General features: G+C 36.8%; 10 protein-coding genes. All 10 read right to left on the bottom strand.

Annotated features, from left to right (window positions below; all coding sequences use genetic code 11):
• Positions 1 to 75 precede the first annotated feature (75 nt).
• Positions 76 to 1,644 (bottom strand): response regulator transcription factor, encoded by a 1,569-nt coding sequence (locus ACWNMZ_RS06295; RefSeq protein WP_251628431.1) that lies wholly within the window; start codon positions 1,642 to 1,644, stop codon positions 76 to 78.
• Entirely contained in the window at positions 1,641 to 3,080 is a 1,440-nt protein-coding gene (locus ACWNMZ_RS06290; RefSeq protein ID WP_048717772.1) for a sensor histidine kinase, read from the bottom strand. The genes ACWNMZ_RS06295 and ACWNMZ_RS06290 overlap by 4 nt, the downstream gene beginning before the upstream one ends.
• Positions 3,073 to 4,080 (bottom strand): sugar-binding protein, encoded by a 1,008-nt coding sequence (locus ACWNMZ_RS06285; protein WP_031535814.1) that lies wholly within the window; start codon positions 4,078 to 4,080, stop codon positions 3,073 to 3,075. Before ACWNMZ_RS06285 ends, ACWNMZ_RS06290 begins: the two co-directional genes overlap by 8 nt.
• Positions 4,081 to 4,315: 235 nt before the next feature.
• The gene (locus tag ACWNMZ_RS06280; protein ID WP_031540362.1) at positions 4,316 to 5,512 is read right to left on the bottom strand and encodes an IS256 family transposase; all 1,197 of its coding nucleotides are present in this window, start codon (positions 5,510 to 5,512) and stop codon (positions 4,316 to 4,318) included.
• A 231-nt stretch (positions 5,513 to 5,743) separates the two neighbouring features.
• On the bottom strand, positions 5,744 to 6,007 hold the full coding sequence (locus ACWNMZ_RS06275; RefSeq protein WP_231512506.1) for a hypothetical protein: 264 nt from the start codon (positions 6,005 to 6,007) through the stop codon (positions 5,744 to 5,746).
• Between the two features lie 146 nt (positions 6,008 to 6,153).
• Positions 6,154 to 6,720: an NADPH-dependent FMN reductase gene (locus ACWNMZ_RS06270; protein ID WP_031535820.1), complete on the bottom strand. Its 567-nt coding sequence runs from the start codon at positions 6,718 to 6,720 to the stop codon at positions 6,154 to 6,156.
• Positions 6,721 to 6,725: 5 nt separating this feature from the next.
• Positions 6,726 to 7,790: an LLM class flavin-dependent oxidoreductase gene (locus ACWNMZ_RS06265; RefSeq protein ID WP_031535822.1), complete on the bottom strand. Its 1,065-nt coding sequence runs from the start codon at positions 7,788 to 7,790 to the stop codon at positions 6,726 to 6,728.
• A gap of 17 nt (positions 7,791 to 7,807) precedes the next feature.
• Positions 7,808 to 8,350, bottom strand: a complete 543-nt coding sequence (locus tag ACWNMZ_RS06260) for a YwhD family protein (protein ID WP_031535824.1) — start codon at positions 8,348 to 8,350, stop codon at positions 7,808 to 7,810.
• Positions 8,351 to 9,489: 1,139 nt separating this feature from the next.
• The gene (locus tag ACWNMZ_RS06255; protein ID WP_031537918.1) at positions 9,490 to 12,915 is read right to left on the bottom strand and encodes a glycoside hydrolase family 2 TIM barrel-domain containing protein; all 3,426 of its coding nucleotides are present in this window, start codon (positions 12,913 to 12,915) and stop codon (positions 9,490 to 9,492) included.
• Positions 12,916 to 13,061: 146 nt separating this feature from the next.
• Entirely contained in the window at positions 13,062 to 13,604 is a 543-nt protein-coding gene (locus ACWNMZ_RS06250) for a D-lyxose/D-mannose family sugar isomerase (RefSeq protein ID WP_031537919.1), read from the bottom strand.
• Between the last annotated feature and the right edge of the window lie 70 nt (positions 13,605 to 13,674).

The following is a 13,674-nucleotide window of genomic DNA, read 5'->3' as shown; positions in this document are numbered from 1 at the left end:
TACTTCTCTTTGTTTTATTAAGGATTGTTTAGCAATGCTCAGCACTAAAAAAACAGCGACCAATGATCGCTGTTTTTACTGCTGATATTTTAGTCTATATTCACTCGGGCTCATTCCCGTCTCTTTTTTAAATACTCTACTAAAATAGTTGGGATCTTTATAACCTATGTTTAACGCAATTTCCTTCAATGGCACATTGGGATCTAATAAATGCTCTTTCGCCTTTTCTAAACGTGTTTTCGTTAAATAGTCAATAAATGTTACCTGGAATCGTTCTTTAAATAATTTACTTAAATAATAGGAGCTTATTCCAATATGATCGGCGACTTCTTCAAGCGAAATAGCTTTATAAAAATTTTTATCCATATAGTCTTTTGCTTGCAACAATAATGCGCGTATCCCATTTGATCGCCACTCTCCAAGATGCTTTATAACGAGCAATAAGTGTGCTTTCGCTGCCTCTTTTATTTGCATGGAGTTATCAAATTTTCCTAAACTCGTTTCAATTTCTTCTTCAAACCCTAGCTCCTTCATTGAACGAATTAAGATGATAAAGAAATTCTCGATTGCTTTATGAATCATGCTTAGTTGAAAATCAGATGCCTGCTGAATAGTTTGAAAATAGGTTTCGAACATTTGCAATCCTTTTTGAACTTCCCCTTTCTTAACCGCATCCAGTAATTCTTTTTCCACCTCAAAAGGAATTAGCTCTTTTCGTTTTTGTTTCACTCGATTATTATAAGTCATATAGGCTGCACTTGGATGGCTATGCACGAGCTCTAATGCATAGATTGCCTCTTTATAGGAATCAGAAAACTGTTGCACATTTGAGACAAGCGTCCCCACACCTGCATATATATGGCACTGTTCAAGTTGATTCTGCACATCATGAATTATCTTTCGTGCAAAGTCATCTCTTATTTCACCATTTGGTTTCTCATTTTGATTAATTAATGTTAATATCGGAACTTGGAACCCCGTTAATGGCCCAACCAAACATTGTAGGTTTTGTTCCTGTAACGCTTGTTTTAGTATTCGATACCACCGGCTTTTCACTTCTCTACTTGGATGCTGGTTCTCTGATGCAAAGGAAAAAACGGCGACAAAGCCTTGCTTCTGTTCAAGATCTAGCCATTCATCCCACTCTTCTTGGTTAAATTCATATACATAGTCCATAATAAAAGATACAATAAATTCCATTTCAATAACCGAGCTTACTCTCTCCAGGCGATGATTCATTTCCTGCTTTTTCATGACCTCTTGCTTTTCCTGTTCAATCTCTTCGGCCATTCCGTCAAAAGCCTCTAAAACTTCCGAAACCTTACTCGGCTTAAGTAAATATTCTTTAATACCAAATTTCATTGCTTCCCGTGCATAATCAAATGTATCAAAAGCAGAAACCATTACATACTTAATAGTTGGATGGGAGGCATGTATCTGTCTTATCGCTTCAATCCCATCAAATTCTGGCATCTTAATATCCATAAATACTAAATCTGGCTTTTGGGAAATAGCAAGCTCAACTGCTTCTTTCCCATTTTCCGCTTCTGCAATGACTTCAAAATTAGAGCGATTTCGGCTAAGCATGAGCTTCAGTCCTTCTCTTTCAATCGGTTCATCGTCTACTAGCATTATTTTTATCACGAATAAGCCCCCTTCCTATCTTTATTCAAGCTAATGATCACTGATGTACCTTCGCCCAGAGTTGAACGAATCTTTACCTGACTATTTTTATCGAATAATTTAATCCTTTTAATCACATTACTCATCCCTATTCCAGTAGAATGGCCAGAGCCTTTATTCGTTGTAGATTTTTCTCTATCCTCCCTCAAGTCCATTAATTGGTCGATTGTCTCCTGAGCCATCCCTACTCCATTGTCCGTTACTTCTATCCATATTTTTTGATTTTTTTCATAGATTGATACAGTAATAATAGCCCCTTTTGCCATACTTTCAATTCCATGTATAAATGCATTTTCTATTATTGGCTGCAAGGTAAGACATGGAATCGGTATCGATAAACAAGCTGGGTCGATCTCTTCCTTAAATTCCACTCTTTGGCCAAAACGTGTTTTTTGGATAAAAAAGTATTCCCTCACAATTACCACTTCATCCTTTAATATCGTTTGGCGATCCAGACTGCCAATATTATAACGAAGTAAAGTTGAAACGGAAGAGATTAATTCACATGTTCGCTCTGCCCCTTCAATATAAGCGGTTTTCGAAATAGTATTCAGTGTATTAAAAAGGAAATGAGGATTAATTTGATTTTGCAGACTCTTTAATTCCATCTCCTTCAGTAATTGAGCTAACTTTGCTTTTTCTTCCATTTGACTAACCGACTCTAAAATGTTTTTTTTCATTTCATTAAAAGTTTTCGTTAGAAACCAAAGCTCATCCTTTTGAGATACAACAATATCTGCACGATCGTATCTCCCTGCTGAAATTTCCTCTGCTTCTCTTGTCAGACGGCCAATGGTTCTCGTTATTCCATTAGAAAACCATAATGCAAATAAAATACTCAATAGAATAATAGAAAATAGAATTGTAGTTCCCATATTTTTCGTGTGAACAATTTTTTTATCTAAGAGATACGAAACTTCTTGATATTCTGTTAGCTTTACATCAATTAAATCAAGTGCTTTCTCATGAATATAGCTCGATGTCTTTTCTACTTCCTTTAAGGAACTAGAATATTGTTGGATATCTTGGTTTTCCATTCCCTTTACTGTTTTCTCCGTTTGCTCTCGGAAATTGTCCATCATATTTACTAGGTTCTTCTTAGGAATTCCTTCTTTTTCAATCGCAATGAACTGTTGCTGTAGCTCATTAAACTTATTTTTTTCAACATCGTATAAATCTAAATTTTCCTCCAATGGTTCATGAACATAAATTTGCAGTGATTGATATGTCTGATTCGTTTCCTTTGTGATTTCATTTAACAAGAAAAAATATTCCATATTCTCATCATATAACTTCTTTACTTGTTGATTGCTATGTTCTCGAATCCAAAATAAAAGCAACAGCAAAAGTAAAATGACACCAAAATAAATCAGTAGCTTCGAACGAATTTTAATCATGAACATTCACCTTTTTCTCTACCACTGCTTCTATATCTTTTTTATAAATGATTGCTGCATCCGTATGATTTACAACCGAGATAGACTTCTGGTTTAGGAGATTTAACATTATTTCAATACTTTTCTCTCCCATTACAAAAGGTTGCTGGGCCACAATGGCATTTATATCCCCTTTATTTAACAACTCTATATTCTCATCTAATGTATCAAATGAGATAACATACAAGTCATCTTGCTTATTTAATGATCTTGCTGCAGCAACTATACCGATTCCATCTAATGAACTTGTTCCATAAAATGCAGTAATGTCCTCATGTTCTTTCAGCATCTTGTAAGCCTTCTCTTCTGCTTGTACTCTTGTTAGATTTGATTCATCTATCGCAATAACCTTCATTCCATCTTCCTTAGCTATTGCATCTTTAAATCCTTGTACTCTTAATTGATGCTGATTATAGGCATTATCCACCCCACCGGTAATGATGCCAATTGTTGCTTTTCCCCCAGTATCGTTTACTAATGCTTGCCCTGCTAGTTGACCAGCTAAATAATTATCTGTCCCAATATAAGCATTGCGTAAGCTTTCTGGTGCATCTGTATCAATCGTAATAACTGGGATTCCTGCCTTAACAGCCTTATTAATCAGTGGTGTAAAATTTTCGTTAAGCGCTTGCACAATAATGCCATCAACTTTAGCTTGGATTGCCATATCTAATAGTTTTAATTGTTCTTCTGGATTCGAACGTTTTGGTCCTTCATATTCAACAAAAACATCATTCTCTAACGCAGCTTTTTTTGCCCCTGCCCCCACTAAACGCCAATAATCATGATCCATTTCCTCTCCAATTAACGCAAAATGGTACTTTGGCAAAGGGGTCTCCTCTGAAATAACTTCTTGCATTTTCTGATCATAAATTTGAGCCTGTCTATAAGAATATAAGGAATATGCAACCGCTATCAGAAAAATGATAATTAAAATGGTATAAAAAAAGATACGTTTCATATGTTCCTCCAAATGACGTAACTAGTGTATTCTTATGTTGATAATAACATATATTTGAAAAAGGTGAACAAAAAATACAGGTACTGTCAATATTTTTGTGTAAATGACTTTTCAACTTCTCAAGGTAGATGATCACCTTCGTATTCAAATAGATTTGTTCGAAGTGTTGATTTGGGTGTCTAGGAAAGGGCTAGCCCTTTCCTAGACACCCAAATTTCGCGCTGGCACGTCCCGGTTAGTTTGTCGGTTCATGTAGCTGCTCAAACATCTCTTCCAACTCTGCACGTGCCTGATTGAAGCCGATGTGACAGCGTGAGGCGAAACGTTGATTGTAGTCCTCGAACTGCGTCACTAAAAAACGTTCCAGTGATTCTTCGTTCGGAAACTGTTCCTTGCGCTTTGTATATTTTTTGATTTGCTTATTGAACGACTCAATTAAATTGGTCGAGTAGATGCTTCGCCAAATTGCTTTTGGAAACTGATAAAACGTCAGTAAATACGGGTTATTTAGTAAGCCTTGTGTAACTTTTTTGTACGATTTGCTCCATTTCTCGCAGAACTGCCCAAGTGCTAGCTCAGCTGCTTCGGCGTCCTTTGCCTGGTGAATCATTTTAAAATCTTCGCAGACTTCCTTGCGATCCTCTACGCGTACTTTATGCATAATATTGCGACCGACATGAACTAAACAGACTTGATATTTTGCTTTTGGAAACACAGTGAAAACAGCGTCTGCCATGCCTTTTAAGCCGTCTGATACGAATAATAAGACGTCTTCTACACCACGGTCTTTCAGCTCTTCTAGTAGCTCTTGCCAGTTGTAAGCAGACTCTGTTGGGGCAATCGTATAAGCGAGTACCTCTTTAGAGCCGTCTTCGCGAATACCAACAGCGATATAGACAGCTTCTTTGGACACCGTATCACGACGCACGGCAATATACGTCGCATCTAAATACACGCATACGTAACGATTATGCAACGAACGGTTGTTAAATGCATCGACTGTTTCTGAAACCGCTTTTGTCATATTCGAAATCGTTTGAGGCGTATAGTGATGGCCGTACATTTTTTCGATTAACTGGGCAATTTCAGCCATCGTAATGCCTTTTTTAAACAGGTGAATCACCGTATCTTCAAGCGTATCATTCGAACGCTTATACGGAGCCACGGTCTGTTGTTTGAACTCACCATTGCGATCACGTGGAATTTGAATGGCTAAATCGCCGTACTCTGTGTGAAGCGTACGCGAATAAGACCCATTGCGTGAGTTGCCTGAATTAAAGCCAATACGGTCATATTTTTCATAATCTAGAAATTCCGTTAACTCTGTCACAAGTAGCGAGTTGATCGCCATTTCCAAGTGCGAACGAAAAACCTCGGTAATATCTTGTTTTTTTACTAGTGCATCGATAATTTCTGTTGTAAACTGATTCATAGGGAAGACCTCTTTTCTAGGATTGGTTGTGGTGACTTAATTCTACCAAGAGAAGGTCTTCCTTTTTACATGGAAATTTTCATTTACACAAAATATTTTATACTCTCAAAATACAAGGAGAGAATTGGAAATAAAAATTTTTATTCTTTGTATGTACATTAAATAATTATTTTTCCTTTTCATCAAAGAAAGCCAGCACGTTAAGATTTGAGTGCTGGCTTTTTAATCCATTTAATTTTCCATCTTGGAAAGAGTTATTTTTATAAACTCTTTTTCATGGTGTTCTAATAGTTCGCGAACATCCATATCATCAATGAAGAAGTCATCAACATATTTCGTGCCTCTATAGTAATGCTGTTTCCCTTCAAAGTAAAAAATATCTGCTGTTCCCTCATACGTATAGGTTCTCTCATCTTCACAAACAATAGAAAGAGAAATCTTTTCCCCATTATAGCCCGTGAAATATTTTGATAAAGGCATATCATTTATTACCAATACATCTGAACCTATATCCCGCTGAATGGTGACAATTCCCTTAAGTTCTTCTATTCTTACTCTTCCTTTTAAAATACTAATTAGACTAAAATGTATAATAATTAACTATTGCATAATAAAGTGAAGTAAATTTCTACCACTTTACTTTAGAAATCGTATTTCGCTTCCTTTTTCTCTCTTATTTCCGAAAAGGTCTCTGTTAATACAATTGTATCTTCCACTAATCGTTCAATGCGGAATAACACATCATCATCTGTAATCTCTTTTCGATAGAAATCCTTTTCCTCAATAAATACATAGGTTTGCACAATTTGTGCTTTCATATAAGCCAAGATTGGTTTTAATTGCTGCTCCACAATTAAATAATGCTTTGCAGAACCTGCTGTAACTACAACACTTACAACTTTATCAAGGAACGCATTTTGAGGCAATAAATCAAAAATGTTTTTTAATGTAGCTGGAATCGATGCTTGGAAAACCGGTGTTCCAATAATAATGGCATCAGCTTCCATTAATGTTTTGGTCACATATCCAGCATCCCCATCATACTCTAAATAATTTCTTCCATCACTAAATGGAATATCATAATCCGCTAAGTCGAGTAACGTTATCTCCACTTCTGGATAATGTTCTGCAATAGTTTTCATTGTGTAATCCATTGCTGTTCTTGTTTTCGATCCGACTTTCGAACCGGATAATCCAACAATCTTCATATTTCTTATGCCTCCGATTTTTTCGTGTATTTTCTAATAGCCGGCAAGATTTCAGTACCAATAATTTCTACATTTTTCATGACTTTTTCAAACGGCATTCCACCAAAGTCAATTTGGGCAATATAACGTTGATGCCCAAACATTTCATGTTGATAAAGAATTTTTTCAATAATTTGTTGTGGGCTTCCGATATTCATAATATTATGCGGATCTACTCCCTGTGCAAAATGTTGTTTTGGAAATCCAGCTCCGTTCGTTTTTTTCATGCCTTCGTTAATATGCGGATACATATCCTTTAATGCTTGTTGAGATGATTCTGCTGCGTAGAAAAATCCTGCTGTTGCTACTGGCAGTTCTGCTGGGTTAAATCCACTATTACGTGCTGCTTCCCGATAGGCATCTACTGTCCGTTTAAATACAGAGGCTGGTCCTCCTAAATGTGCCATAAACATTGGTGCTCCTGCAATTCCTGCTCTAATTGCACTTGCTGGTGTTCCTCCAACAGCTCGCCAAATCGGAATAAAGCTGTTCTTAGGACGTGGTAAAACTTGTGCATTTCTCAACGGCGCACGAAATTCTCCGCTCCAATTCACTACTTCCTCTTCATTAATTTTCATTAATAATTCAAATTTTTCTTCAAATAATTCTTCATAATTACGAAGATCATAGCCTAATAAATCAAATAATCCTACTCTTGATGCACGTCCAGCAATGATTTCAGCTCGGCCTTTTGAAATTAAATCAATTGTAGCAAAATCTTCGTATACTCTAACGGGATCCGATGTACTGATTATCGTAGAGGAGCTAGCGATTTTAATATTTTTCGTTGCTTGTGCAATCGCTGATAACACAACGGAATGTGCTTGTGTAACAAAATATTCTTGATGACTTTCCCCAACACTAAAGAAATCAAGACCCGCTTGATCTGCCAATTTTGCATATTCAATTATTTCATGTACACGTTCTTCTGCAGAAACCCTTTCTCCAGTGATTGGGTTTGGCAAATGATCGCCTAGTGTATATATTCCAAACTCCAAGCCTCTGCTTGGATCTATTCCATATTTTTTCAATTCATTCACCTTTCCTCTTATAGGCTATCTTTCAATTCCTCAGGGGATTTCTCCCAATATTCATTGTTAAAATCAACAAGAAATTTCTTTAAAGCTTGTTTGGATTCATCATCCATGATGTCTAATACAAATTTTCTTTTGATTGCTTTATCAAGACTGTTTACATGCTCTGGCATTGACTTATAGCCAAAAATCCTTCTGCTTCCTTCTTTCGTTTTCGTTGCAACTAAAATTTCGCAAGCACCTGCACCAGAATAGTGAACCCCTTTCTGGTTTCTGTCCAACGCAATCCAAATGACCCAATATTTATGTGGATCTAGCTCTTCCACTTCTTCTTTCGTCACATTCTTAAAAAATACCTTTTGCTCTACTTTGCTTCTACCATGCAAAGCACCCATATCTATAAATACTTCTTGTGTTTCTCTATCGATAATAATTGGTGTCACATTCTCTAAAGAAATAGAGCCTACTCCGTACCCACCATCTCCCTTGGTAGGGTCATTTCGTAAAATATTAAATTGAGCGTTTGGCTTGGATGATCCTTCTTTTTTGTTATCCATATTTTTCACTATTTTCCTCCTTCCAGTATTATTGCTTCCTTACCCTTCACTTATATTCTCGTGTTGAACGAGAAATGCTACGAATTGCCAATACAAAAATATGTACGGACTTCTACTTAACAAGTCTCTTTCCTTCATCTATAAATTCTCGATACTTTTGTGTAATTCAAGACGTTTTTTTTTCAGGATATACGCCTTTATAAATGACTTGTCTTGATTGTAATATTAAGGGTTATAATGATTAATGGCAATTATTCAGCTTACTAGGAAATGTTCTTATGTACTTACAAAGAAGTTTAAGTCCATTGTATATTTTGTCTATCTATTAGGAAGGCTATGTATGATTCTCGTGGATAGTAAATACTGGGTGTTGGGTGTTGGGAAGTTTCATTTGGAATTTGATAATTTGCTGCTTTTTTGGCTTTTACTTGTTTTTATGAAAACCACTTTTCTTCTCTCCTCTGGGATTTTTGGTTTTCATTCGCTTGATGAAAACTTTTCCCCGATATCTCAGAGTTTTGGTTCTCTTTGTCTTGGGCACAGTGAACGCTTCTCTGTTACCTTTTCCTGCTTCTTCTCTTGCTTTCGGGCTCAGAGAACGCTTCTCTGTTACCTTTTCTTGCTTCTTCTCTTGCTTTTGGGCTCAGAGAACGCTTCTCTGTTACCTTTTTCTGCTTCTTCTCTTGCTTTCGGGCTCAGAGAACGCTTCTCTGTTACCTTTTTCTGCTTTTTCTCTTGCTTTTGGGCTCAGAGAACGCTTCTCTGTTACCTTTTTCTGCTTCTTCTCTTGCTTTTGGGCTCAGAGAACGGTTCTCTATTACCTTTTTCTGCTTCTTCTCTTGCTTTCGGGCTCAGAGAACGGTTCTCTATTACCTTTTTCTGCTTCTTCTCTTGCTTTCGGGCTCAGAGAACACTTCTCTGTTACCTTTTTCTGCTCCTTTGGTTTTCATCTGCTTAATGAACACCACTTTTCCCTGCTCTCTCAGATTTTTGGTTTTCATCCACTTATGAATACCTACTTCCTTCTCTAACCCCTCTTATTTTCCAAATGCTAACCAACAAAAATTTCATCATCACCAAAAACGCAATAAAAAGCTTACCGTACTTTTTCATTCGTACGGTAAGCTTCATTTTAAGCTCTATCTTTTAAATTGGAACCACTCAAAATCAAAATTACTACCTGGTAAAAAGACAAAAGTTACTTTTTGTATTCCAGTTATTTTCTCTAAATCAAATACGCGTTCTTCATAGCCAACAGAGTAAAGAAATTCAACCATCTGATTGCTTTCGCCTTCTTGGTTTGCGGAACGTATATGAATGGTGTTTTTTTCAATTGGTGACTTTCCTGAAATAATGAGCTTTGTTGCCCCTGTCTCAGTAAAATCAAATTCTTCAAAAGTTAATGATACATTATTGCCAATTCCTTCTACGCAATTTTCTTTTACTTCAAAGGTATCCCCATAGATGTGGTTACACTCAGACGCATAATTACGTTCAAACGCTTGATTTTTCTTTTCAAAATAAAAACCTTTAATATGGACCTTCTGATGTAAGACAAAGCACAGTGATTTAATTCCACGAAGTCTTTTTGACAATTGGAATGTCTCTTCCTGATAAACATTCCACTTAGATGGCTTTTGATAAATGACATCTGCTAATAGCTCACTGCCCTCTTCATCTGGCATTCCTTCCCAAATTTGGATTGGATACTCCTCATCTGATAAGGAAAAAATCGGCATCGTTATTTTGTCTGATCCATAATTTCCAAAGTCTATTTCTCGAAACCCTACTTGTGTTTCACCATCCCTACTTGTGGCGACACCTCGTTCATTCCCATTAGTTACTTCGCCTTTGGTGTAGTCATATAAACCAGCTGAGATAAATCCGTACGGATCCTTATAGGCTTTTCCGAGACCAGCTGCCTTAAACTCTAGCTCGGAAATGAGTTTTGTTTTATCTGTACCATTCTTATTTGTACAACGAAGACGAAATTCACCATCTCCTAAAGCACTAACCTTTACTTTATCACCTGCTACTTCCACTTTCGAAATATTCGATTCAATACCAGCATCGTTTACAACACTCCACTCTACTTCTCTATAAGAAGTGTCTGCAGGGATTAGTTTAGCATGAACGAATATGTCTGTTTTAGTTGGGTCGAATAATTGCCCAGATTCACTAATGATTTCAATTTTACGAAGAGGAATTTCTCCTTCTTCTCCCATCACAATTGGTGTATCAGTGTTTTTCATCGTTGCAGATATCCCAACTAATTCATTGTCTTCAGCCGGTTGAGCGTCTATTTCTAGGCATGCACTCTCTAGTCCTTTAGAATTTACCTCTATCTGAATTTTCCCAGGTTCAGTCGTTGCAGCAATTATGGCCATTAGCTTCCCACTAAATAATCTTCTGCTTAAACCTTTGTACTGGTCATAATCCGTACTATCTCCATTATCTAGACCAATCAAACGACCAGCACCTGTTACATTTACATTTACACGGTTTGTAGCATTTTCAACTAGGTTTCCATCCTGGTCCTTTGTTGCAATTTCGATAAAAGCAATATCCGTTCCGTTTGCAGTAAGTATTCGCTTATCTGCATTCAAGCAAATTTTCTTCGCATCATCGAAAGAACTTTTCGTATCCGTTGCGATAATATTCCCTTTTTCATCATAGGCAATGGCTGTTAACTGCCCTTTTTCATAAGGAATTTTCCACCAGCCAACCAGCTCTGTTCCCTTTTCATGATCGATAACATGTGTACCAATCTTATTACCATTCAGCTGTAATTCCACTTTAGGTGCGTTTGAGCATACACGAACATCAATCATCTGCCCTTCACTAAAATCCCAATAAGGAAAAAGATGTACCATTGGTTTTTCCCGGTAGTCTGTCCATTCTGCTTGATAAATATAAAAGGAATCCTTCTTAAAAGTAGCTGTATCAATTTGACCAAAATATGCATTTTTCGTATGATAAGGGGTTGGTTCCCCGATATAGTCAAAACCTGTCCAAATAAAGGTTCCTAGGGAAAATACTGCATCTCTGTCTGCTATAATACAAGCTTCCGTTGACTTAGCCCCCCAGCTAGTGGAGCTATTCCCAAGGGCCGAACACTGTTCATCATCATCTGCAAGAATGGATTGTTCATAAGGGAAATGATAAATGCCCCTACTTTGGACAACAGATGCAGTTTCACTACCATATATAATCCAGTCTGGATGCTCTTCATGGTGTTTTTGATAATATTTTTCACCATAATTATAGCCTGCTACTTTTACAATATCTGCACATTTTTGTGCATTTTCCCATGGCATATAATTGGATCCAATCGTCATCCATGCATTTTGCTTCGGATCATATTTATGTACTTCCGCCATTAACTTTCTAGTTAATTCCTGCCCTCGCTCATCTGCATGGGTATCATAAATCTCATTTCCAATGCTCCACATTAATAAACTTGGATGATTTCGATCGCGCTTCACCCAGCTTTTCACATCGATTGGTGCCCATTCCTTAAAGAATCGTGCATAATCATACTTTGTCTTTGGTCTTTCCCACATATCAAAAGCTTCTGAAATAACGAGAAAGCCCATCTCATCAGCCAAGTCCATTAATTCCTTTGCAGGCATATTATGGGCTGTCCTTATGGCATTCACACCCATTTCTTTCAATATTTCAAACCTTCTCTTTAAAGCTTGTTTATTAAATGCAGCTCCTAACGCTCCCAAATCATGATGTTCGCAAACTCCATTCAGCTTCATCCTTTTGCCATTTAAATGAAAACCTTGCTTTGAATCCAGAATTATATTTCGAAAGCCAATGTTTTGTGTAATAGCTTCTACTGTCTTTAATTCCTGATTGATAATTTGTAATTCTGTTTGAAGCTGATAGAGATTGGGCTCGTCCATGCTCCACAGCAATGGATTATCGACAATGAGCTTTTGCTGATTCAAGACAGAATTTTCCTTACCAAAATCTATCGTTTCAGAGACAGATGCTATTCTTTGATTTTTGAAAAAAATTGAATGGCTAAGCTGCACATCTTGATCAAGTGCTAATTCTGTCTCAACTTCAACATGCCAGCGAGTATCCTCTTGATTCATCGTAATGTATATTCCATCTGTTACAAGATGATTAGTATCTCTTGTTTTAAGCCAAACGTTACGATAAATTCCAGCTCCTGAATACCACCTACTATTGGGGCTTTCATATACAACCTTCACGAGTATGTTATTTTTCCCATCAACCATAGCGGCTGTAATATCATGCTCAAACGAGGAGTAACCATTTTTCCATTCCCCTACAAACTGATTATTTACATACACAGTTGAATCCATATATACGCCATCAAAGCTTAGCAGTACTTGTTCACCTTGTTGCTTAGAATAGAAAAAGCTTTTGCGATACCAGCCAATGCTAGATTCATAGAGATCAAGAGTATTATAAATAAGCCAGTCATGTGGCAAATCAATTGGCACAAAATCTAGGTTTCTACTATCTTCGACTTCTAAACTTGTTTTTGCAAATTCCCATTTATCATTAAAAAGCGTTTTCATATTCATGTAAGGTTGCTCCTTTATCGTTAATTTCCTATACATTTCCCTGCGAGGAAAGGGGTTGTATCAATCGCTAATATTTTTATTACCTTTGAAAAAATGATTTAGTTGCACTTATTGCTTCAAGAGAAAGGATTGAAACCTTCCTCTGCCTACTTTATCTCTGGAATACGCTTAATAGTTGGATCGGTAAAAATATCGTATTCATCCCGACTAGTCGTTGAAAACTCAGAAATGACAGCTCCCTCTTCACTTGCCTGGAACCAATGAAGGGTATTAGGAGGGATTGTGTATTGGTCTCCAGGATTCAATTCTATTTCATGAAAGACGGTGTAATATTCTTTGCTTGCTTCTGGAACAGTTGCTTTTCTATTCACTGTCTCTTCTCCTTCCACATACAAATATACTTTCCCGAATCTGCATCGAAAGGTTTCTGTTTTTCCTACAATATTATTGATTGGTGGATGTTTATGCTCTGGACAAGTTTGATTTGGAAATAACACTAGTTCCTTCGCACAATAATGATCATTATTGATATACGTAATCAGCTGTAATCCTTGTGTATCTAATTGATCTAATCCAAAGTCCGCTACCTCTACTGCTTCTTGCTCTGATTCACTTAAGATAATTCCTGCCTGATTTAAGAATTCGAGGGTACGCTTTTGTACTTCTTGATAGATCGTGTTAGTCAACATATTAAGCATCCTTTCCAAAAAGATTGTTATGGACATCATAAATTGCAAAAGCTGTTACTTCTGTTGGTAT

The organism is Niallia sp. Marseille-Q9988, assembly GCF_976954375.1.
The sequence above is the reverse complement of the archived record's forward strand: the minus strand, read 5'-3'. Positions and strand labels throughout refer to the sequence as shown.